Here is a 23,658-nt window from a genome sequence, read left to right as displayed (position 1 = left end):
ATTAAGTGATTAGAACGTATAAAATCCTTTCAAGTATTTAATAACCTCTTCCTAGGCATCTGCATAGAATGGAGGAGCGTCCAGCTTTGGTGAAGGAATATATATTTCCTGACACCATAGGTGAACACCCTGCATAACATGACTATGTAAAAAGAGGAGGTTTTCGTACATGGGTTTTCAAGATCAGTCCTACCGTGAGATCATCACGAAAGCAGTTATCGGCCGCGGCCGCAAATTCAGCAAGAATATCGATCATATCAAGCCGGAACACAAACCGTCCAGCATCCTTGGCTGCTGGGTCATCAACCACCTGTACAACGCAAAAAAGAAAGGCGATAAGGGTGTTGAAATTACGGGCAGTTATGATATCAACGTGTGGTATTCGCACAATGACAATACAAAGACAGAAGTAGTCACGGAGCGTGTACCTTACAAGGAACTAGTCAAATTGAGTGTAAGAGATGAAAATTGTATTGACGATGAATATGAGGTTTATGCAAAAGCAATCCAGCAGCCGAACTGCTTGGAATGCAAGATTGTGCAGCATGGTCAAAAGATTTTCGTTGAAATCGAGAAAGAATTTCTGGTAGAAGTTATCGGAGAAACGAAACTTTGTGTGAAAGTAGATCCTGATGGCTGTGTTGTAGAAGATGTGGAAGAAGAGTGGGATTTCGAGCTTACTGATGACGATTTTAAAGATGTGGATCCAGACTTTTTGGAAAAGAAGCACGATAATTAAACGAGAGCAGCAGCTCTCGTTTTTTTTGTTTAAAATAACTGCAGAAATTATATCAAAAGAGATGTGAAAAATAGTTTAAGCTGCTCTAGATGTCTACTCTAGAATTTAATTCTTTGATCATTTTAAGTAATTCCTCGGATTTCTGTGGTGAAATATGAGCAACATCAATAACTTTGTCTCCAAAAATGATTTCATATCTCGTAAACGAAAAAGTGGTGCTTGCTATAAACTGGCACCTATGTCAAGAACACTATGAAAAAAAGAGTTATACAGCCAAAAGGTGATTCCTATATTGAATAGGGGTCTTCTTTTTTAAGTTCCACTGATAACGATAATTATTATAGTAAGTCATGTAGTGATTGATTTTTGATTTTAATTCCTTTAGTGTCTTTGCGGATTGATAGTTTACTTTATCCTTTAAATGGCCAAAAAATGACTCCTGGGGAGCGTTATCCCAACAGTTTCCTCTTCGTGACATCGATTGTCCCAAACCGTATTTTTTTAATAGCTTCTGGTAGCGAGGGCTGGTATAGTGGCTTCCTTGATCAGAATGGATAAATGCATCTTTATCAAGCACGATTTTCTTATTGTTCATCAGCTTATGGACAGTCTGAATGGCGATGTCTAAAGTGATTCTGTCAGATACGTGGTAAGCCAAGAGTTCATTTGTAGAGCCGTCTTTCACAGTCGATAAATAAGCCATATGATTTCCGTTATATGGTAAACGGGTGATGTCCGTTAATAACACTTTCCCGGGAGTTCCCTGCTTAAATTGTCTGTTTAATTTATTCTGAACAACTTTATGCTCCTTCGTGGCTTTAGCCATCTGTTTATGAGGATTCGGTTTCCGATGAGGGCATACAATCCCGTATTTCTTCATGAATGTTTCTCTGGCGGTAGATATGGCGAGCTGTATGAACAATTCGGCGGCAAGATGAGCGCTGTCGGCATCTGCTTCCTCATATTGGCTGGAATTCACTTGAAGTAAGCGACAATTTCCCTACTTACACAGAACAAAACGGCAAGCATGTCTACTTCGCGCACAGCTACCAGGCAAACACGCCGGAAGAATATAGTGTTGCCAGCACGGAATACGGCACACAAATTCCTGCAATCGTGCAAAAAGGGAATATTTGCGGTATCCAGTTCCACCCGGAGAAAAGTGAAAAAGTAGGTCAGCTCCTGCTGCAAAGTGTGTTCGAGAGCAGCCAGCAGGCTTATAGCAAGGAGGAAAGTATATGATTGCAAAACGAATTATTCCTTGCCTGGATGTAAAAGACGGAATTGTCGTAAAGGGTACGAATTTCGTCTCATTACGTGAACTCGGTGATCCTGTTGCTATGGCTGCGGCTTATTCGAAAAGCGGTGCAGATGAGATTGTCTTCCTTGATATTCCTGCAACACATGAAGGACGTGCGACGATGATGGATATTGTGCGCCAAACTGTATTGCATCTTTCACTGTCGGAGGCGGTGTTCGGACGATTGAGGACATGAAGACCATGCTGCAGGCAGGGGCGGATAAAGTAGCTGTCAACTCGGCAGCAGTAGCCGATCCAGAGCTGATCACTAAAAGGGCTGAAATGTTCGGTTCCCAATGTATCGTTGTTGCCATAGATGCGAAGCGCTTTGATGACGGCTGGCACGTGTAACACATGGCGGTCGAAAAGATACTGGTATAGACGCTATAGAATGGGCGAAAGAAGCAGAAGCAAGAGGCGCAGGAGAGATATTGTTGATAAGCATGGATGCTGACGGTGTGAAAACCGGCTACGATCTGCCGCTGACGAAAGCGATAGTTGAGGAAGTCCGCATTCCTGTAATTGCTTCTGGAGGCTGCAGCAACCCTGAACATATAACAGAAGTATTCCAGGAAACAGATGTATCTGCAGCTCTTGCAGTATCCATTTTCCATGATAAAACCTTCAGCATCGAAGAAATGAAGCAAAGCTGTCAACAGGAAGGGGTACGTATTCGTGAAGCCTGATTTTATCAAAGGACTTGTCCCTGCGATCGTGCAAGACAGCCAGACCAAGCAAGTACTCTATGAATGAAGAATCGTATGAGAAGACAGTGGCAACGAAAGAGACATGGTTCTATTCCCGTTCGCGCGAGGAGCTTTGAAATAAAGGGGGGGCAACATATGGAAATACCCAGCAAGTCGTCGATATGAAGCTTGATTGTGATAATGACACAATTCTAATTATTGTCATTCCGCAAGGACCAGCCTGCCACACAGGAGAAGTGAGCTGTTTCTTCAATGAAACGCCGATAACGGAAGATTCAGAGGAAGAAGTGAATATTTTCAAGACTGTTATGGATAAAGCAGAAGACCGGAAAAAGCATCCTGTTGAGAATTCCTACACAAATTACCTATATCAAAATGGTGTCGATAAAATTGGTAAGAAAGTAATTGAAGAAGCTGGTGAAGTCGTTATTGCTGCAAAGAATGATGATCCAGAGGAATTGATTAATGAAGTGAGTGACCTGCTGTATCATAGCTTTGTCCTGCTTGCCAACCAAGGTGTCAGCTTGCAGGATGTAGAAGCAGAGCCTGCACGCCGGTTCCAGAAGAAAGGCAATAACAAAGGAGAGCGTCCGCCGATTAAAGAGTGGTGACAACATTCTAAAAAATATAAAGAAATAGACCAGTTCATTAAATTAGAAAAGAATGAACTGGTCTATTATTGTAGTTTGCAAGATAGTACTAATTTTTTAGTGCTTAACTTATTTAAGAATCGATAGTGAAATGTGATCTATCTTAATATTTATTCTTCTGCTTTGTACACAAAGTAATCAAAATCTGCATACAGTCTTTGACCAGATGTATCTTGACACTGCATTCCAACAAATGCTCCAGTGAAGAAACCGCCACCTTTGATATAGTCATCTGACAATTTGTAGGAAGGAAGTGTTACAGGCAGTTCTGTCCAATTATCTCCATCAAAAGAATAAAAATAGCTATAAGTGTTTGCGCTTACATTACATCTCAAATAAATATAGTCTAAGCCATGTGGAACGGTGATTTGATTATCTCGGAGAGGCTGTTCGAAAACAAAATTATCACATATCGATAGATCTAGAATCCTTCCTTTATTCTCATCCCAAGTGATCTGAAATGCTGACCAATTTTGCGTATTATAATAATTAACCAGTCCAGCTGCTTGCTGAAAACTACTTGGATTGAATGATATCTTTGTTTCTGCAGTAAAATGAAAATGCTGCCACCTTCTCGCAATGAAGGCTTGTGTAAATTTCGAAGTGAGTGATTCTCTACCGTAAAGTCTTAAATGTCCTGGGTTATCCTCTAATGTTGCTATTTTCTCATCGAGTGGAATACGAAGTGATTGGAAATGAAGATTTAAAGAATCGGCATCGAAATCATCTATCACGTCGTAGTCACTGTTCCATTTAACTTCCTTTATTGCTGGCCCTTCTATTTCTAAAGATGGTTGGTTGCCGCCAACTACATATGGCCAATCGTCATTCCATTCCAAACGTTGAATTGCAGTTTCTCGGCCAAGGGGACAATAACCACGCGGATCTAACAGCGGTTTATCTGGTTGTGGTAAAGGTCGTCCAGTTAAGTGAACTAAGAACCATTCATCAGTATGAGTGTGGACAATGGAAGCATGTCCAGCTTTTTGCAACGTATTTCTCGGATAAGGAAACGAAGTAATTATGGGGTTCTGCGGATGAACTTCATAAGGTCCATGCAAATCTTTTGAACGTGCAATGGTAGCTTGGTGGTCATATTTGGTTCCTCCCTCAGCCGTTAAAAGATAATAGTATCCGTTTAATTTATAAAGATGTGGGGCTTCAGTCAGCTTTACCTCCGTTCCTTTGAAGATAATGTCTTTTTTACCTACTAGTTTTTGTTCATCAACACTATATTCTTGAAGTACTATGCCATGAAAGTTATGATTCCCAACTCGATGATCCCAGAGCATATTTACAAGATATTTTTTACCATCGTCATCATGGAACAAGGAAGGATCAAATCCGGAACTGTTTAAATATATCGGTTCAGACCATTCACCGTCTACTGCATCACAAGTAACCAAATAATTATGACAGTCCTTCCATTGACCTTCTACTACTTTAACATCGGTGTAAATCAGCCAAAATTTATTATCATAATAGGATAGAGCAGGGGCCCATACTCCTCCGGAATCAGGATTTCCCATCATGTTCAGCTGACTAATCCGATTAAGAGGCCTTGATACGAGCCGCCAATTCTTTAAATCTGTGGAATGATAGATTCCCACGCCGGGAAACCACTCAAATGTGGATACCGCAATATAGTACTCTTCTCCTGACCGGCAAATACTCGGATCTGGATTGAATCCTGTCAAAATTGGATTTTGAATTGTTGTCATTTGAATAACCTCTCTTTTCTAATGGATACGGAATAACAAGCAGTTTATACATCTTGAATGTTAATTGCCAGGAAGTTCTCACTGGCGTAGGCAGAAGCACCTAAAGCTGCTGAATAACGAGACAATTGAGAAAAACAGAAATTCAAATCTTTTTGATGTGTACGAAGCATTTGTTTTTGTCTCTCTTTTATGGATTCTCTTAACCATTTACCGGAAGAGGCTAGGCGATTTCCAACAATAATTTGTTCTGGGTTGAAAATATTGATGATATTGTTAATCCCTATGCCTAGATAATCGCCAATGTTTCGGAAGATGTTAATCGCAACTGGATCACCTCCTTCAGCTAGTTTATTCAGCATCTCAAGAGAGGGCTTTTTTCCTTCTTCTGCACGGATCCCATTTTCTGCTGCACTGTTAACTAATGCTTTTTCCGATGCATACAATTCCCAGCAACCTTGATTTCCGCATCGGCATAAAAGACCATCCACTTCTATCGTCATGTGACCAAGCTCCCCTGAAAAACCACTGTGGCCTTTATAAAGTACACCATTTAAGATAAGGCCAACACCAATCCCAATGCCTACACTTATGTAAATCAAATTTTCAGAGGATTGACCAGCTCCAAATTTCTTTTCGCCGTATGCACCTGCATTAGCTTCGTTTTCAATTAGAACAGGAACATCATATTTCTCCTCTAATGATCTTTTTAAGTCTTTATTTCTCCAATTCAAGTTAGGTGCAAGTAAAATTTCGCCTTTTGTACTAACCGTTCCTGGCACACCGACACCAATTCCTACTAGACCATACGAACTTGGAGGCATGGAAAGAAGCAGGGAGTCTATGATCATGTTTAATTGGATCTGAATTTCTTCATAAGTCAATTCGCTAAAATGACTGATTTTTTCATTAGTGATCTTTCCTTGCAAATCTGTCAGTATACCAAGAATGTAATTCACTCCAATATCAACACCTATAGAGTAGCCTGCAAGGTGATTAAATAAGAGCATGACTGGACGTCTACCACCACTTGAAACACCTGGTCCTGATTCCAAAATCAAATCTTCCGCAAGAAGTTCACTTACTTGGGAAGAGACGGTTCCTTTATTGAGGCCAGTCTTATTTGCAATATCTGCTCTGGATATAGGGGTATATTCTTGAATCGTTTGTAAAACCAATGATTTGTTTCCTTTTTTTACAACGTGCTGATTAAAGGTATGAGATTTCATTCGCCTGCTCCATTCTGCTGTTTGAATATTTCCATTTTACCATTGTTTATTTACATTATAAACTTAGTTCAGCCACTAGACAAACATTGTTTTCGATGGTACACTGATTCCAGCAACAAACCATTCCAAATGAATAATGGGGGTATTTTAATTGAGCAAAAAGAAAGCGGTTACAATTGTCTTCGCTATTATTTCCTCGTTGTTGTTGATCAGTGGGTGTTCAGGTTCTGAAGGAGCTTCAGGTTCCGGTGACAAGACGATTGAGTTTATGCATCTATGGCCAGAAGGCAGCTCTAAGCAGCATAATGAAATCGTAAAGGAGATTGTCGCTGACTTTGAAGCAGACAATCCGGATGTGAAGGTTAAGTTGGAAGTTCTTAGTAACGAGCAGTATAAGGATAAGATTAAAGTGTTATCTACTTCCAATGAATTGCCCGATGTTGGTATGACTTGGGCTGCAGGTTATTTGGAACCATATGTCGACGGTAAGAAATTTGCACCTTTAGATGACTTACTTGAAGGTGATTTAAAAGACAGCTTTGTTTCTGGAATTCCCGAAGCATATGAGATTGAAGGCAGTACCTATGGATTACCGCTTGAATTAAATATTGCAACCGTGTTCTACAATAAAAAAATCTTTGAAGAGAACGGTTTGGAAGCACCGAAAACATATGAAGAGTTTCAAAATGCAGTTGAAACACTAGCTGAAAATGGAGTGGCACCAATCGCATTAGGTAATAAAGATCGCTGGACGGGATCTCTATGGTACATGTATTTCGCTGACAGAATCGGTGAGGGAGATGTTTTAACAAATGCTATTAACCGTTCAGGTTCATTCACTGATCCTGCACTGGTTTCTGCTGCTGAAGAAGTTCAGAACTTGGTTGATAAGGACGCATTCGTTAAAGGATTTAATGGACTTTCAGATGAGGAAGCAAAAAGTATGTTTATGAATGAACAGGCTGCGATGTATTTAATCGCAACTTGGGATCTTCCGAATTACACAACAAATGAAGATGTACCTCAGGAATTCAGAGATTCTGTTGGTTACTTCCCATTCCCAACAGTTGATGGGAATGGTGATATGAGCAGTTACGTCGGGGGACCAGGAGTAGGTTTGTTTGTTGCCGAAGATTCCGATGTGAAAGAAGAAGCGAAAGATTTTGCCGCATTCTTCGTGAAAGAGTGGGGCGAGAAATCAGTTACAGAAGCTGGAGTTATTCCGGCTACAAAAGTAGATGCTGCCTCGCTTGATTTACCCGATATGTATATCGATGTACTTGATGATTTGAACAATGCAAGCAATATCACATTATTTGCAGATGTCCAGATGAGTGCAGATGTTGCCCAAGCACATTTAGATATGATTCAATCACTATTTGGCAAGGAGGTAACACCGGAAGAGTTCACAGAGAAGCATGAAGAGGCTCTATCAAAATAATTCTCAAAATCAACGGAAGAAGAGGGCAAGCCTATAGCTGGATTGCCCTTTTTTTATAAAAGGGAGTTGATCACTATGAACAGAGTTATGTCTAATAAATGGATAATCGGGATGTATATTCTTCCAGCATTTTTGCTGATCAGTATTTTTATCTTTGTACCTCTGCTATTGTCCGGATACTATGGCTTAATGGACTGGGATGGTATCGGTGCCATGAAGTACATAGGTATGGAAAACTACTTTAATGCCATTAGAGATGGACTTTTTTGGTCAAGTGCCTTTCATTCTTTTATGCTTGCCTTGTTTTCCACAGTAAGTTTGATTGTGTATTTGGCAATATCGCTGATTCTTGCATCAAAAATAAAAGGCTCCAATTTACTGAGAAAGATTTATCTTATTCCGATGCTATTATCCTCCGTTGCAATAGCTCAATTATGGATTAAAGTATTCAATCCTTCCAACGGCATTTTAAATAGCATTTTAGCTTCTTTTGGGGTGGATAATCCACCTGCGTGGCTTGCTGAACCTAATGTGGTATTGTATGCCATCTTTATTCCAATACTTTGGCAGTACGCTGGTTTTTATATTTTGATTTATTACGCAGCATTGAAAAACATCCCCGAGTCTATTGTTGAAGCAGCTAGAATTGATGGAGCTACTCCATTTCAAATTGCGTATAAAATAAAATTACCGCTAATAATGGGAGTTGTAAAAGTGACGATTGTACTTGCTGTTGTAGGTTCACTAAAGTACTTCGATCTAATATACGTCATGACAGGCGGAGGACCTAATGGTGCTAGTGAAGTAATGGCATCTTATATGTACAAACTAGCGTTTTCCAGTAATGACTTTGGTTATGGTAGTGCTATTGGCTTTTTATTGTTGATTATCACTTTGATAGTTACTTTTATTGTAAGGAAAGTCACAGCTTCTAAGGAAGAACTTCAATATTAGAGGGGGTTTATGCATTGAAGAAAGTAGGTTACATTCTTCTTTATGTTTGTTTGACTGCGGTAGCAGTCTTTCAAGTGTTTCCAATTTTATGGCTATTTCTCTTCTCATTAAAGAACAACCAAGAGATTTTTTCCAAATCTCCATTTTCTTTACCATCGGAGTTTCGTTGGGAAAACTATTTAAAAGTATGGGAAAGCGGCATCGGAAGTTATTTCTGGAATAGTGTTTGGATTACAGGAGTAGCAATAGTTTTCACAGTATTATTGGCAAGCATGGCTGCTTTTGCGATCACCAGAATGCAATGGAGATGGAATAAACTGGTTCTAGGTCTATTTATGGTAGGTTTGATGATACCTATACATTCTTCCATCATTCCTCTATTCAATATGTTTTTAAATGTCAATATGATAGACAATCCTTGGTCAATCGTCATTACTTATACGGCTTATAATTTGCCGATTACCTTAATGATCTTATTAGGGTTCTACTACACATTACCTCGCGAAATAGAAGAGGCGGCTATAATGGACGGATGTTCCGTTCATCGGATATTCTTTAAAATAATCTTTCCAATGACGATTCCGGTCATATCTACTACAGTGATAATAAACATGATTTATAATTGGAATGAGTTTGTCTTTGTGAATACATTTATCAGTTCTGACGAATATAAAACACTGACGGTCGGGATCCAAAATTTCATCGGGCAATATATGACGGATTGGGGAGCAATTGGAGCAACACTTATCATTAGTATGCTGCCTATACTGCTTGCCTTCCTATTTTTCAGCAATAAAGTAGTTGAAGGAATTTCTTCTAGTGCTGTTAAAGGATAAACAAAAGGGAAAGAGCAATCCTCTTATGGATTGCTCTTTTTACATAGTTGCTTTTCTTGTTATACCAGTAAAGGCATGCAGGCAAAGCCACATTGTGATAAACGCATATGAACTGCCGCCAAATAGAAATGCTAAGGAAGGGAGCAGATACATGATCAGTGTTAAGGAAGCGAGGCATACAAGAATTAATAAGGTGTGCAAAGGATGAATCAACATGATGAGAAAGGCATTCTTTATGATTGTTCTGACACTTAGGTCGTAATGAACAAAAGTCGGAAAAAGATAGAACAATAGAAGTAAGGAAAAGAGGATGAAAACCAGCAATGGGATGTGAGTCCACGTCAAGGATGTTGTAAGGATGTGAATATACCAGAAATCAATAACAACGATAACAGAGAGTAGTGTGACAAATACCCCTAATCGGTTACTTTTCCAGAATTCCCTTCTGAAATATGCCCAAAAAGATGTAAATAAAGCTGAATTTGATTCTCCTTTCAACCAATCTCTAATGATGGTAAACATTGCGATAGTAGAAGGGAAAAAGCCAAAGATAAAACCGCCGGCAACTGTAAACAGTATCCATAGAACATTTAGATATGCAAAGCGAGTAATCCAATCAAATATTTGGTATAAGTAACTGCTAATTCTATTCAATATAATACCCCCTTATTTTAGTTTAGGGATTAGAAAACGATAGTATATGAAAGCACTTACATTATAAAATAAAAAGATGTTAAAGTATATGATTATCTGCGAATAAACAAGAGTTATTAAATTTGAAAAAACTTAGTTTATCGTCTAGACAAACTAAGTTTTCAGTGATATCATCAAATGGAAATAGAGTAAGAAGAGAAGGGGAGGCTTAAATCTCGTGAAAAAATGTAAGGGCTTACTATCACTATTGTTAATCGGTATGCTTGTAACCATCTTATCTGCTTGTGGTCAGGATGCAGTAAATGAAAGCGCTAACAAAGGGGAGGGGGATAGTGATGACAATAGACTAAAGATTGGCTTATCTGTTTCCGACTTAACGCTTGAGCGCTGGCAGCATGACCGTGACTTTTTTGTGGAGAAGGCAGAAGAACTTGGTGCAGAAGTTCTTGTACAATCCGCTGATGGAGATGAAGCTAAACAGCTTTCACAGATTCAAAATATGCTGTCCCAAGATATTGATACACTTGTAATCATTGCGATAAATTCAGATGCTCTTTCCACTGTTGTAGATCAGGCAAAAGCAGAAGGAATTTCAGTGCTTTCATACGATCGACTAATTAATGGTACTGATATAGATGCATATGTTTCTTTTGATAATGTACGAGTAGGAGAAATGCAAGCAGAATATCTAACGGAACAAGTGCCGTCAGGTAAATACTTCTTAATGGGAGGTTCTCCTACTGATAATAACGCCAAGTTATTTAGAGAAGGACAGATGAATATCTTGCAGCCTTTAGTGGATAGTGGAGATATTGAAATTGTAGGTGACCAATGGGTAAAGAACTGGGATGCCAATGAAGCTCTAAAAATTATGGAAAACGCTCTGACTGCTAATAAAAATGAGGTAGACGCTGTTGTCGCTTCCAATGACAGTACGGCTGGTGGTGCGATTCAGGCACTTGAAGCTCAGGGATTAGACGGTAAAGTTGCTATATCCGGACAGGATGCTGATCTTGCCGGAGTACAGAGAATTGCAGAAGGCACACAAACAATGACTATCTATAAGCCGATTAAAGAGATAGCAACAAAGAGTGCTGAAGTGGCAGTACAGCTTGCAAAGGGAGAAGATGTAACAGCTGATTCCAGCATTAATAATGGGAAAATGGATGTACCATTCATCAAACTCGACCCAATTCAAGTAAATAAAGAGAACTTGGAAGAGACTGTTATCGATGATGGATTCCACACGTTTGAGGATGTATACAAAAATGTACCAGAAAGTGAGCGACCAACATCTCCATAATAAAATACGTAAATTCTCTGTATCATATCCGAAGAGTTTTGATCGACCGTACTGTATTCATGCTACTGCAGGGACTCTTATCGGCATCCCAATAAAACAACTGACTTAAGGAGATGAGACCAGGCATGTTTGCACTTGAAATGAAAGATATTACAAAGGAGTTCCCAGGTGTACGTGCTTTAGATAATGTAACATTTTCCGTAAGAAAAGGAGAAATACATGCACTGTGTGGTGAAAACGGCGCTGGAAAGTCTACATTGATGAAAATACTTAGCGGAGTATATCCACACAATAGTTATAGTGGTCAAATCTATATCAATGGAAAGGAGGCAGAGTTTAAATCAATTAAGGAATCTCAGGAAGCAGGTATTGGAATTATTTATCAGGAGCTCGCGCTAGTGGAGGAGATGTCCGTAGCAGAAAATCTGTTTCTTAGTCATGATCTAATGCGGCAAAAAATAGTTGATTGGAACAAGATTTATTCTGAAGCTAAAAAAAAGCTAGCAGAAATTGGTCTGAATATAGATCCTCAGGTTAAAGTAGGTGACCTGACTGTAGGAAAACAGCAGTTGGTGGAAATTGCAAAAGCATTAACAAAGAAAACAGAGATATTGATTCTTGATGAACCGACGGCTGCATTAACAGAAAGTGATGTAAAGATATTGATAACCTTACTGAATGACTTACGAGCCCAAGGAGTAACCTGTATCTACATTTCTCACAAACTAGGAGAAGTTTTGGAGCTTGCTGACACCGTAACAATTCTACGAGATGGAAAAACTATTAGCACGGATCTGATTAAGGAAATGTCAGAACAAAAAATCATATCTAAAATGGTCGGTCGTGACTTAACAGAGCTTTTTCCTTATGAGCCGCATGCAATTGGAAGAGAAAATGTTTTGGAAGTTAAAGATTACTCTTTTACTGATGAATCAGGCAAAAGATTGATCTCAGATGTGTCTTTTCGCCTTCGAAAAGGGGAGATTCTAGGGTTTTCGGGTTTAATGGGAGCTGGACGTTCGGAATTATTTGTTAGCTTGTTTGGAGGTTCGAAAGGTAAGAAGAAAGGATCCGTCCTAATAGATGGGACAAAGAAAAATATTAACCGACCTTTAGATGCCATTAAGCACGGAATGGCCTACGTATCAGAAGATCGTAAGCGATATGGGCTTGTATTGGGTATGGAAATTACTAAGAACACAACGCTTGCTGCCCTTAATAAAGTAATGAAGTTAAAAGTTATTGATACAGCATTGGAAGTCAAAAATGCAACCATGGTAACTGATAAAATGAAGTTGAAAGCTCCTAATCTAGAAGTGAAGGTTGGGCAGTTAAGTGGTGGTAATCAACAAAAAGTAGTACTAAGTAAATGGCTAATGAACAATCCAAAGATACTTATACTTGATGAGCCTACCAGAGGGATAGATGTTGGGGCTAAGTACGAAATCTATAAAATTATCAATGAACTTGTCAAAGAAGGAGTCGGTATCGTCATTATTTCTTCAGAGCTTCCCGAAGTTATGGGAATGTCTGATCGAATTATCGTTATGGCTGAAGGGAAAATTACCGGTGAATTCTTACGGACCGATGCCACTCAAGAGAAAATCATGACTTGTGCCACAGGAGGGAAACAAAATGAACAGTCCACTTCCATCGGCTAAAGGTGAACCTAAATTAACTTTTAAATTTGACTTACAAGCATACACACTCATTATTGCATTAGTGTTGATTTCAGTGATATTCACTATCTTCACAGGTGGGGAGTTTCTATCATCAAGAAATATTTCCAATTTATTTACGCAGATGTCAGTGATAGCTGTACTCGCAATAGGAATGACATTGATTATAGTAGCAGGTCATATTGACTTATCTGTTGGATCTTTGGTCGGCTTGCTTGGCGGGATTGCCGCTATATTACAGGTATGGCTTGGATGGGGAACAATACCAGTCATCCTTGTGACTGTAATTGCCGGTGCTTTGCTAGGTTTATGGCAAGGGTGGTGGGTTGCATATCGTGCAGTTCCTGCTTTTATTGTTACTCTGGGTGGAATGCTGGTTTTTAGAGGCATTTTAATTGGAATTAGTAAAGGCCAGACGGTTGCTCCTATGAATGAAAGCTTCAAACAAATAGGTAACAGCTACCTCCCATATATATTAGGATACACCCTTGCTGTGATCAGTATTGCATTAGTAATCTATGGTACTTACAGAAATCGTCTTAAGCGGAAGCAGCTAGGATTGGTGATTCCTGCAAGTATAATAGATTATGGAAAAGTATCATTATATTCATTTTTTATACTATTGGCCACCTATATGCTAAATCGCTACTTAGGAATACCTGTCCCTATCTTCGTTGTAATAGTACTGGCAGCAATCTTCATCTTTATTTCAAACAAAACTGCATTCGGTCGTTACGTATACGCCATTGGAGGAAATCAGGAAGCTGCTGCACTATCAGGTATCAATATTAAATGGAATACGCTTTGGGTATTCATCACGATGGGAGCTTTGGCGGGGGTATCTGGGATTTTGCTGACAAGCAGATTGAATGCGGCAACTGTAAGTGCTGGTGATATGTATGAATTGGATGCTATTGCTGCCTGTGTCATTGGAGGAACAAGCCTTATGGGAGGAAAGGGAAGAATCACCGGAGCTTTAATTGGGGCTCTAATAATGGCTAGTATCGATAATGGCATGAGCATCATGAATATAGAGGCGTTTTGGCAATACATCGTAAAAGGTCTCATTCTTATCCTGGCAGTTTGGGTAGATATATCAAATAAAAAATAATAGGAGGCAAAAAAAGATGGCTTATTTTGAAAGCGTTAACAAAATTGTGTACGAAGGTGCTTCATCAACAAATCCTTTAGCATTTAAATTTTATAATCCTGAGGAAAAAATTGCTGGCAAGACTATGGAAGAAATACTTCGGTTTGGTGTTGCATATTGGCATACAATGACGATGGATGGTTCAGATCCATTTGGAGTCGGCAATATGCAGCGACCTTGGGATAAGTTTTCCGGCATGGATTTGGCTAAGGCTCGTGTTGAAGCAGCATTTGAGTTCTTTGAAAAACTAGATGTACCATTCTTTTGTTTCCATGACGTAGATATTGCACCTGAAGGAAATTCACTTGCTGAAACGTATCAAAATCTGGATTCGATTGTTTCCATGATAAAGGAATATATGAATACTAGTAAAACGAAGCTTCTGTGGAATACAGCGAATATGTTCACACATCCACGCTTTGTTCATGGAGCGGCAACTGCTGTTAATGCGGATGTCTATGCTTATTCCGCAGCAAAGGTCAAGAAGGGACTTGAAGTTGCTAAGGACCTGGGAGCTGAAAATTACGTATTCTGGGGCGGACGTGAAGGTTATGAAACGCTATTGAATACAGACATGAAGCTTGAGCAGGACAATCTTGCACGCTTCTTCCACATGGCTGTAAATTATGCAAAAGAAATTGGATTTACAGGGCAATTTTTGATTGAACCAAAACCAAAAGAGCCAACAAAACATCAATATGATTTTGATGTAGCCACTGGCTTAGCATTCCTCCAAAAGTATGATTTACAGGATCATTTTAAATTTAATATTGAAGCAAATCACGCCACGTTGGCAGGTCATACATTCGAACATGAATTGCGGGTTGCGCGCATTAACGGCCTGTTGGGTTCAGTTGATGCAAACCAAGGTGATCCATTGCTTGGTTGGGATACAGATGAATTTCCTACAGATTTATATGCTTCTACGTTAGCGATGTATGAGATTTTGCAAAACGGCGGGCTTGGTAAAGGAGGATTAAACTTTGATGCTAAGGTAAGACGTGGTTCATTTGAAGCAGATGATCTTTTTCATGCACATATTGCGGGGATGGACAGTTTTGCAATTGGTTTAAAAACGGCGCAAAAACTATTAGAAGATCGTGTTTTGGAAGATTTTATTGAATCTCGTTACAGCAGCTATGCAAGTGGAATCGGAAAACAGATAGTGGAGAATGAAACAAACTTCCACAAACTTGAGGAATACGCACTTGGATTAGGGGAAATTACAAATACTTCCGGGCGTACGGAACAATTAAAAGCAACGATTAATCAATATCTGCTAAACATTCTATCTAAATAGAACAAAGAAGGGATATACCAGATAAATTTCGCTTCAATCTGGTATATCCTATTATATCGTAAAGGGGGAGCTGGATTGAAATATGTTATTGGCCTTGACCTAGGTACTAGCGCCGTTAAAACCCTGCTTATTGATAGAACAGGAAAAGTTTGTCTGGAAGAAACAGTAGCTTATCCCTTAATTCAAAGTAAGTCTGGTTATAGTGAGCAGGATCCGGAAGAGTGGGTTAGTAAGACGAAAAATGCCTTGAAAGGGCTCTTGAGTAAATTCGAAGGAAATATAGAGGACATTGAAGGTATCAGTTTTTCCGGTCAAATGCATGGACTTGTTTTACTTGACCAAGAAGGAAATGTTCTTCGCCCGGCTATATTATGGAATGATACGCGTACGACCAAGCAATGTCAGGATATTTATAATAAAGTGGGCAAAGAGAAGCTGCTGACTGTAACTAAAAATCCGGCTCTTGAGGGATTCACTTTGCCAAAATTACTATGGGTGAAAGAAAACGAACCTGAATTGTTCAAGAGCGCAACGACTTTCCTGCTTCCTAAGGATTATTTGCGTTATCGAATGACAAGTCATCTTGCTACTGATTATTCAGATGCTGCTGGGACTCTTTTATTGAATATAAAAGAAAAGAAATGGAGTACGGAAATTTGTGACGATGTAGGTATTTCTTCTTCTTTATGTCCTCCGCTTGTAGAATCACATGAATGCATAGGGACATTGACACTATCCTTTGCTTCTGAAACAGGTTTATCCAAAGCAACTCGAGTATTTGCAGGAGGAGCGGATAACGCCTGTGGAGCAATCGGCTCTGGTGTGTTAAAAAGAGGGGAAACATTATGCTCAATTGGAACTTCGGGTGTAATCTTGTCTTATGAAAATAATGCTGATTCGGATTTTGAAGGAAAGGTGCATTATTTTAACCATGGTAAAAAGGATGCATTTTATACGATGGGGGTTACTTTGTCAGCAGGTTACAGTCTAACCTGGTTTAAAAAAGTATTCGCTAAAGAGTATAAATTTGACGATTTACTTGATGGAATTGATACTGTTCCGGTAGGTTCCAATGGTTTACTATATACACCTTATCTTACAGGTGAGAGAACGCCCCATGCTGATTCGGTTATACGTGGTAGTTTTATTGGTATGGATGCTTCTCATAATATAAAGGATTTTGTAAGGGCAATTCTGGAAGGAATCACTTTTTCACTTAATGAATCAATCCAAACATTCCGAGAAAATGGCAATGTTATTGATACTATTATTTCCATCGGCGGTGGAGCAAAAAATGATAAATGGCTACAAATGCAAGCGGATATTTTTGATGCCAGTATTGTCCGCTTAAAAAGTGAACAAGGACCTGGTGTCGGTGCAGCAATGCTTGCAGCTGTAGGGGCTGGATGGTTTGCGACACTCGAGGATTGTGCTGAGGTTTTCATTGAAAAGATGCAGGAATTCAAACCGATAAACGCTAATGTTCAGAAATACAAAAAATTGTTCAGTATTTACCAGCAAGTTTATTTCAAAACAAAGAGTTTAAATTTAGAGTTAAAAGCCTATAGAACATAAATGGTTTTCTATAACATGTATTGGCCAAGTCTATTGTAGACTTGGCTTTGTAATCCTGTTTCATTAAATTGTTCCATTTTAATTCCTTCTGCCCAAGGTATTAATACCAGCTATTAAAGTCATAGTACCTGGTATTAAATATAGTCCGGCAAGCGCATAAACTCCAGTTGCTGTAGTTAGGATCAGTAACCATCCGGCGAGTAATGGGTTTTTATATATGTATAAAGAGCAAACGATAGCAATGATTCCGCTAAACACCCCTAAAAACCATATGTTACCAAACGTATATGAATCGTCGGTAACAGCCAATAATTGTGCAATTATTGAAAAGAGCAGTCCTATAATACCTCCAATTAGAGCTACATTCTTCATGTTTGATCCCCTCTCAAATTAATGAAAATAACGGTATTGAAAACCTGAAGTCACATCTGGGAAAACGCATTGAACTATATACTATTATTCAACTTATCATAAATAACTGTGTATTATACAGATACCAAGAGGATTGACTAAATGTTCATTCCAAAGCTTGCTTTAAATCTTTAATCAAATCATCCACAGCGCTTTGTCCAACGTATGAGTTTCTAAGGACTTTGCAACTTTATACGCATTTGCCTCATGTGGCTTGCTTCATACGTATCGGTAATGTTCGTAGGCTGCGTAATAGTTGGGAAGCTTCTTGAGGAGACATTATTCCTCCAAATAAAATGAATTAATTGGAAATAACTGCTCCTCCCATTAAATCGCTGTGCCCTCCTAAATACTTCGATGTGGAATGCACGACGATATCAATGCCATGTGTTAATGGTTTTTGAAACAGTGGTGTTGCCCAGGTGTTGTCAATAATCGTTCGAATTCCTCTTTTTTTGCCAAGCTGCCCAGAGTCTTCATATCAATCAGACGGAAATTATGGTCTGTCGGACATTCAAAATAGATGACTTTAGTATTCGATAGCAGGGCTTCTTCGGTTTCAGCGACGTTAGTGGAATATATAACGAAGTGCGAAACGTTGAACTTTTCCATATAAGTAAGTAAATCCATAGAAGAGAAGTACACATTGCTAATACACAATACATGATCACCGCTTTTAAGACTGTTTAGCAATGCAGCACTAATAGCAGCCATTCCTGATGAAAAGCATTTACAGGCTCCTCCGCGTTCCAGCTCAGCCAATTTCTGTTCTGCTATATGTACGGTTGGGTTTGTTCCTCGTGTATAAACAAAGTGATCTTGTTCCTTCGACACTGCTTCTCCCAATTCTTCAAAGGTCTGGAATTATCCCTTTCAAAGGACGCTAGTATTTCGGCAGCTATCTAGAAAGTGAATCTGTATGGCTGCATCATGCTAAAAAACCGCAGGAATACTCGACGGCTTTAAGTACCCGTCTAGCAAGAGCGGTTGTGAATATTGCAGTTCCAGACCCAGCAGGTATAAGTATTATCGATCCTTGCTGCGGAATCGGCACAGTCCTTGTGGAAGCTCTTTCGATGGGTATAGCAATAAACGGAGCCGATCGCAATCCCCTGGCTGTTAAAGGTTCCCGAGAAAATATCGTTCACTTTAACTACCATGGAGAAGTGGTTGTTCAAGATATTGCCAAGCAAGAAGGTCACTACGATGTTGCGATTGTTGATATGCCTTACAATCTCTATTCCAATGCGACAGCGGAAGAACAGTACACGATTATTAAGCATGCCAGAAGAATTGCTGACAGAGTGGTTATCCTTACAATCAAGGATATGGATGACATGATTTTGAGGGCTGGTTTTACAATTATTGATCGTTGTGTTGCTAATAAGGGTTTGAAGGCGTTGTTTTCGAGCTAGTTATGTCCCAGCCTTTTTGTTTTGCAAAGAAAGAGACAAGGCAGGAAAAGCGAAAAAGACCTGTGTTATAATGAACGTAATTGCAATGAAACAGAGGAGTAGGAAAATGGCAGGTTACACACCAATGATGCAGCAATATTTACGAATAAAAGCCGATTATAAGGATGCGTTTCTCTTCTTCCGGCTTGGAGATTTTTATGAGATGTTCTTCGATGATGCTTTGAAAGCGACGAAGGAGCTTGAAATCACCCTTACGAGCAAAAATGCAGGCGTAGAAGAAAAGGTGCCTATGTGCGGCGTTCCTTATCATTCGGCTGATAATTATATAAGAATACTTGTTTCACGAGGATTTAAGGTGGCCATCTGTGAACAAGTAGAGGACCCTAAAACCGCTAAAGGGGTCGTGAAGCGAGAAGTGGTCCAGCTAATTACACCTGGTACTGTTATGGAGAATGGCATGCTGGACGAAAAAGAAAACAATTACTTGGCGGCTGTAAACGAAAACACAGACCGTACTTATAGTCTTGTTTATCATGATCTTTCTACCGGCGAAAACCGTGCTGCTCTGCTGGAAGGCGGCTTTGATACACTGCTTAGCGAATTGTACAATCAGCCGGTTCGGGAAATTGTCGTTTCAGAACAACTCGATCAGCAGCTGCAGGACGAACTAAAGATGCGGCTTGGTGTGACGCTATCGTATCAAGAGCCAGGAGTCTCTAGCAGTCTGTCACAAGAGAAACTGGCCGGCGGTGTTACCGATAAAAGGTTGCTAGATTGCTTTTTTATGCTATTACATTATGTCGAGCGTACGCAAAAGCGCGGGTTGGATCATCTGAAGCCGCTTCAAGTCATGGAACTGAAGTCCTTCATGACACTAGATATGTATTCAAAGCGCAACCTAGAGCTGACCGAAACAATCCTGAAGAAAGGCAAACATGGCAGTTTGCTATGGGTGCTCGATGACACAGTCACAGCGATGGGAGCGAGAATGCTGAAAAAATGGCTCGAACGACCGCTGTTACAAAAAGAGGCAATCACACGGCGCCAGGATTTAGTCCAAGCATTTCTTGATCATTTCTTCGAACGGGATACAATTCGCCAGCTGCTGCAATCTGTCTACGATGTCGAAAGATTGTCCGGTCGTGTCGCATATGGAAATGTGAACGCCCGTGATTTGCTGCAGCTGAAACGAACGCTGGCAAAACTGCCAGAACTAAAGCAGGTATTGTCAGGTTTTGCAGAAACAGAGGTCCAGCGAATGGGACATGAGCTAGATCCGCTGCCAGCATTGCATGACTATCTGGAGAAAAGTCTGCATGAAGATGCACCGATTGGCGTACGGGAAGGCGGGCTGTTAAAGGATGGTTTTCACGAGCAGCTTGATACGTACCGAGATGCATCCAGAAACGGCAAGCAATGGATTGCGGCGCTGGAGCAGCAGGAACGGATCGAGACAGGCATCAAGTCGCTCAAGGTCGGCTATAACAAAGTATTCGGCTATTATATTGAAGTAACAAGAGCAAATCTGCACCTGCTACCGGAAGGGAAATATGAGCGAAAGCAGACACTCAGCAACGCCGAGCGCTTCATCACACCTGAACTAAAAGAAAAAGAAGCGTTAATTTTGGAAGCGCAGGATCAAAGTGTGGAGTTGGAGTATGAATTGTTCTTGGAAATCAGGGACCACGTGAAGACGTTTATTCCTGCACTCCAGCAGCTGGCAGATCAGATTAGCCAATTAGACGTGCTGCAAAGCTTTGCAGAAGTGAGTGAAAAGCAGCGCTATGCTCGACCTACGTTTAACAGCAGCAGATCCGTATCCATTACAGAAGGCCGTCATCCGGTTATTGAGAAAGTGATGAAATCCGGTGAGTTCGTACCGAATGATGTGCAAATGGATCAAAGATCGGATATCCTGCTAATTACTGGACCGAATATGAGCGGTAAAAGCACCTATATGCGACAAGTTGCTTTGACGAGCATTATGGCGCAAATAGGCTGTTTCGTGCCTAGTGAAGCGGCAGATTTGCCGTTATTTGATCAGATCTTTACGCGCATCGGTGCAGCGGATGATCTTGTTTCTGGACAAAGCACGTTCATGGTCGAGATGCTGGAATCCAGGCATGCCTTGGAGCATGCGACAGATAGAAGCTTAATCTTGCTTGATGAAATCGGCCGCGGGACAAGCACCTATGACGGGATGGCATTAGCACAATCGATTATTGAGTATGTGCACGACAACATTCATGCCAAAACATTATTCTCAACGCACTATCACGAGCTTACGGCACTAGAAGACAACTTGGAAAAACTCCGGAATGTGCATGTACGAGCGGAGGAGCATGAAGGTAATGTTGTCTTTCTTCACCAAATTCGTGAAGGCGCGGCAGATGAAAGCTACGGTATTCATGTGGCAAAGCTTGCCAAGCTGCCTGACAGCCTTATCGAGCGTGCATCTGCTATTCTGCAAGAGCTGGAAGGGCAAGGACAAAAGCTGGAAACCTCCGCGCCCGAAGCGGTGCAGGAAGACATGCAGCTGTCTTTCTTCGCAGAACCAGAGCCGAAAAAAGAAGAAACAGTAAAAGAATCAGACAAGCGAGCCGATCAGGTGCTTGCTGAGCTTGCTTCCATTAACTTAATGGAGCAAACACCAATGGAAGCCATGAATTTATTATATAAACTGCAGCAAATGGCAGCAAAGAAGTAAGGAGGTTCCATTATGGCGATTCAATTGATGCCGGATGTTTTAGCAAATAAAATTGCAGCTGGGGAAGTAGTTGAACGACCGGCTTCTGTCGTCAAGGAACTGGTAGAAAACAGTATCGATGCAGGAAGTACGGTCATCAAGGTAGCTATTAAAGAAGCTGGACTAACGGAGATTTGTATTGTAGATAATGGTGCAGGCATGGAAGCAGATGACGTGGAACGAGCTTTCTTCCGCCATGCAACGAGTAAAATTCGTAATGAAAATGATTTATTTCACGTTCGTACACTCGGATTTCGCGGTGAGGCTCTCGCCAGTATCGCTGCAGTAAGTCAGCTGGAGATTAAAACGAGTACTGGGGAAGATGCGGGCGTGAAGTTGGCTTTAGAAGGCGGCGTCATAAAAGAACGAGGCAAATGCGATGCGCGTAAAGGAACGGAAATTACCGTTCGTCACTTGTTCTTTAACACACCTGCCCGCTTAAAATATATGAAAACCATTCATACCGAGCTTGGCCATGTATCAGAAGTGATTAATCGGATGGCGTTAGCTCATCCAGAGATCCGCTTTGAATTGACGCATAATGACAAGCCGCTGTTCCAATCAACAGGTCGCGGTGATATGCTGCAGATTGTAGCGCAGATTTATGGCAACTCAGTGGCAAAGAAAATGGTCAACGCTTCGCATGAAACATTGGATTACCAGCTAGAGGTTTTAGCTGCAAAACCAGAAATCAACCGGGCGTCTCGGCAGTATGTATCATTTATTGTAAACGGCAGATACATCCGTAATCCTATTTTGGCTAAAGCTGTGATGCAGGCGTATCATACGCTGCTGCCAATCGGCAGATTCCCGCTTGCGGTGATTTCTATTAAGATGGATCCAATTCTTGTCGATGTCAATGTGCATCCCGCTAAACTTGAGGTGCGTTTCAGCAAGGAGAAGGAATTATTTGATGCTGTGGAGCAGCTTGTTAGTAAAGCATTGCGGCAGCAGCGTCTTATCCCGGAAGCGGCGGCACCAAAACCGAAAAAAGTGCAGGAGAAAAGTGAACAGCAAAGCTTCACATTCTTTGAAACAAAACCGGCTAGAGAATCGCAACCTGAAAAGTGGTTCTTTGACGAAGTGAAAGAGACAGCGCCGCCCATTATCGAGGCACAGCTGGCACAGCAACAAGACGTTTTCCCTGCTGAACCAGCGTACAGCCCAGAAACAGTTGCTGAAGACACAATAATCGAAGAAACGATTGAGCCGGAACAAGAGCCAGCATATGAGGTACCAGTAATGTATCCGATTGGACAGCATCACGGCACGTATATTTTGGCAGAAAATGAAGAAGGATTGTTTCTAGTCGATCAGCATGCCGCGCAGGAGCGGATTAAATATGAATACTTTAGAGATAAAATTGGTGATGTGGAAAAAGAGCTCCAGGAACTGCTTATTCCGCTTACGTTTGATTTCACCAAACAAGAAGCACTAATCGTAGAACAATATCAAACAGAATTAGAAGCTGTTGGACTGTTCTTTGAGTCCTTCGGCGGCAGTACGTATATTGTGCGCTCCCATCCGCAATGGTTTCCGAAAGGTTTCGAAGAAGAAGTTATCCGTGAAATTGTCGAGCAAGTAATGCAGGAAAATAAAATCGATATTCATAAATTGCGAGAAGAAGCTGCCATCATGATGTCCTGCAAGCGATCTATCAAAGCGAATCATCATCTTAATTATGATGATATGTTTCATTTGCTAGAAGAGCTCCGTACGTCACAGGATCCGTTTACCTGCCCGCATGGCCGACCGATTATTATCCGTTTTACTTCTTATGAACTGGAGAAGTTATTCAAACGAGTGCAATAGGCGCAGGGCAACTGCGCCTTTTTTGCTTGTCTAGGTATC

Annotated in this window: 16 protein-coding genes and 5 pseudogenes; 15 read left to right on the top strand and 6 right to left on the bottom strand. The window is 40.5% G+C overall.

What is annotated here, in order from left to right; translation table 11 throughout:
• Window positions 1-169: 169 nt before the first annotated feature.
• Window positions 170-739 (top strand): outer spore coat protein CotE, encoded by a 570-nt coding sequence (cotE, locus tag B1K52_RS14500; RefSeq protein WP_077309435.1) that lies wholly within the window; start codon window positions 170-172, stop codon window positions 737-739.
• Window positions 740-1,004: 265 nt separating this feature from the next.
• Here cotE and B1K52_RS14495 read toward each other — a convergent pair.
• Window positions 1,005-1,619: pseudogene (locus B1K52_RS14495) on the bottom strand (IS3 family transposase); the annotation flags it as partial.
• Between the two features lie 41 nt (window positions 1,620-1,660).
• Between B1K52_RS14495 and B1K52_RS18500 the strand changes: the two are divergent.
• From B1K52_RS18500 to hisIE, 3 genes and pseudogenes are all read left to right on the top strand, one after another.
• Window positions 1,661-1,981 carry a glutamine amidotransferase-related protein gene (locus tag B1K52_RS18500; RefSeq protein WP_077309433.1) on the top strand — a complete coding sequence of 107 codons (321 nt, stop codon included), beginning with the start codon at window positions 1,661-1,663 and terminating at the stop codon, window positions 1,979-1,981.
• A pseudogene (hisF, locus tag B1K52_RS14485) lies at window positions 1,978-2,725 on the top strand (imidazole glycerol phosphate synthase subunit HisF). The gene B1K52_RS18500 and the pseudogene hisF overlap by 4 nt, the downstream one beginning before the upstream one ends.
• A pseudogene (gene hisIE, locus B1K52_RS14480) lies at window positions 2,715-3,357 on the top strand (bifunctional phosphoribosyl-AMP cyclohydrolase/phosphoribosyl-ATP diphosphatase HisIE). Before hisF ends, hisIE begins: the two co-directional pseudogenes overlap by 11 nt.
• 149 nt (window positions 3,358-3,506) lie before the next feature.
• Here hisIE and B1K52_RS14475 read toward each other — a convergent pair.
• Complete coding sequence (locus B1K52_RS14475; protein ID WP_077309431.1) at window positions 3,507-5,117, bottom strand: glycoside hydrolase family 43 protein; 1,611 nt, start codon at window positions 5,115-5,117, stop codon at window positions 3,507-3,509.
• 44 nt (window positions 5,118-5,161) lie between these two features.
• Complete coding sequence (locus B1K52_RS14470) at window positions 5,162-6,343, bottom strand: ROK family transcriptional regulator (RefSeq protein ID WP_077309429.1); 1,182 nt, start codon at window positions 6,341-6,343, stop codon at window positions 5,162-5,164.
• Window positions 6,344-6,494: 151 nt separating this feature from the next.
• Between B1K52_RS14470 and B1K52_RS14465 the strand changes: the two genes are divergently transcribed.
• From B1K52_RS14465 to B1K52_RS14455, 3 genes are all read left to right on the top strand, one after another.
• The gene (locus B1K52_RS14465) at window positions 6,495-7,784 is read left to right on the top strand and encodes an extracellular solute-binding protein (protein ID WP_077309427.1); all 1,290 of its coding nucleotides are present in this window, start codon (window positions 6,495-6,497) and stop codon (window positions 7,782-7,784) included.
• A 75-nt stretch (window positions 7,785-7,859) separates the two neighbouring features.
• Window positions 7,860-8,738 carry a carbohydrate ABC transporter permease gene (locus tag B1K52_RS14460; protein WP_077309425.1) on the top strand — a complete coding sequence of 293 codons (879 nt, stop codon included), beginning with the start codon at window positions 7,860-7,862 and terminating at the stop codon, window positions 8,736-8,738.
• Window positions 8,739-8,752: 14 nt separating this feature from the next.
• Complete coding sequence (locus B1K52_RS14455; RefSeq protein WP_077309423.1) at window positions 8,753-9,574, top strand: carbohydrate ABC transporter permease; 822 nt, start codon at window positions 8,753-8,755, stop codon at window positions 9,572-9,574.
• A 39-nt stretch (window positions 9,575-9,613) separates the two neighbouring features.
• On the opposite strand, the gene B1K52_RS14450 is transcribed toward B1K52_RS14455, so the two are convergent.
• The gene (locus tag B1K52_RS14450) at window positions 9,614-10,228 is read right to left on the bottom strand and encodes a YesL family protein (RefSeq protein ID WP_077309421.1); all 615 of its coding nucleotides are present in this window, start codon (window positions 10,226-10,228) and stop codon (window positions 9,614-9,616) included.
• 259 nt (window positions 10,229-10,487) lie between these two features.
• Here B1K52_RS14450 and xylF point away from each other — a divergent pair, with 259 nt between their 5' ends.
• The 5 genes from xylF (at window position 10,488) to xylB (ending at window position 17,235) form a co-directional block, all read left to right on the top strand.
• Window positions 10,488-11,531, top strand: a complete 1,044-nt coding sequence (gene xylF, locus B1K52_RS14445) for a D-xylose ABC transporter substrate-binding protein (protein WP_077310618.1) — start codon at window positions 10,488-10,490, stop codon at window positions 11,529-11,531.
• Window positions 11,532-11,656: 125 nt separating this feature from the next.
• Window positions 11,657-13,192, top strand: a complete 1,536-nt coding sequence (locus tag B1K52_RS14440) for a xylose ABC transporter ATP-binding protein (protein ID WP_256855930.1) — start codon at window positions 11,657-11,659, stop codon at window positions 13,190-13,192.
• The gene (locus B1K52_RS14435; protein WP_077309417.1) at window positions 13,167-14,321 is read left to right on the top strand and encodes a sugar ABC transporter permease; all 1,155 of its coding nucleotides are present in this window, start codon (window positions 13,167-13,169) and stop codon (window positions 14,319-14,321) included. The genes B1K52_RS14440 and B1K52_RS14435 overlap by 26 nt, the downstream gene beginning before the upstream one ends.
• A 16-nt stretch (window positions 14,322-14,337) precedes the next feature.
• Complete coding sequence (xylA, locus tag B1K52_RS14430; protein ID WP_077309414.1) at window positions 14,338-15,660, top strand: xylose isomerase; 1,323 nt, start codon at window positions 14,338-14,340, stop codon at window positions 15,658-15,660.
• 75 nt (window positions 15,661-15,735) lie between these two features.
• A complete protein-coding gene (gene xylB / locus B1K52_RS14425) occupies window positions 15,736-17,235 on the top strand; it encodes a xylulokinase (RefSeq protein WP_077309412.1) in 1,500 nt (499 codons plus the stop codon).
• 78 nt (window positions 17,236-17,313) lie between these two features.
• Here xylB and B1K52_RS14420 read toward each other — a convergent pair whose 3' ends face one another.
• Window positions 17,314-17,607 carry a hypothetical protein gene (locus B1K52_RS14420; RefSeq protein ID WP_077309410.1) on the bottom strand — a complete coding sequence of 98 codons (294 nt, stop codon included), beginning with the start codon at window positions 17,605-17,607 and terminating at the stop codon, window positions 17,314-17,316.
• Window positions 17,608-17,947: 340 nt separating this feature from the next.
• A pseudogene (locus B1K52_RS14410) lies at window positions 17,948-18,480 on the bottom strand (PLP-dependent transferase).
• A gap of 26 nt (window positions 18,481-18,506) precedes the next feature.
• Here B1K52_RS14410 and B1K52_RS14405 point away from each other — a divergent pair.
• The 3 genes and pseudogenes from B1K52_RS14405 to mutL all read left to right on the top strand — a co-directional run.
• Window positions 18,507-19,061 (top strand): annotated as a pseudogene (locus B1K52_RS14405) (TRM11 family SAM-dependent methyltransferase); the annotation flags it as partial.
• A 106-nt stretch (window positions 19,062-19,167) separates the two neighbouring features.
• Window positions 19,168-21,768, top strand: a complete 2,601-nt coding sequence (gene mutS / locus B1K52_RS14400; protein ID WP_077309407.1) for a DNA mismatch repair protein MutS — start codon at window positions 19,168-19,170, stop codon at window positions 21,766-21,768.
• 12 nt (window positions 21,769-21,780) lie between these two features.
• Window positions 21,781-23,619: a DNA mismatch repair endonuclease MutL gene (gene mutL / locus B1K52_RS14395; RefSeq protein ID WP_077309405.1), complete on the top strand. Its 1,839-nt coding sequence runs from the start codon at window positions 21,781-21,783 to the stop codon at window positions 23,617-23,619.
• Window positions 23,620-23,658: the final 39 nt, after the last annotated feature.

Origin of the sequence: Terribacillus halophilus, assembly GCF_900162685.1 — a bacterium.
Taxonomy (GTDB): domain Bacteria; phylum Bacillota; class Bacilli; order Bacillales; family Amphibacillaceae; genus Terribacillus; species Terribacillus halophilus_A.
The sequence above is the reverse complement of the archived record's forward strand: the minus strand, read 5'-3'. Positions and strand labels throughout refer to the sequence as shown.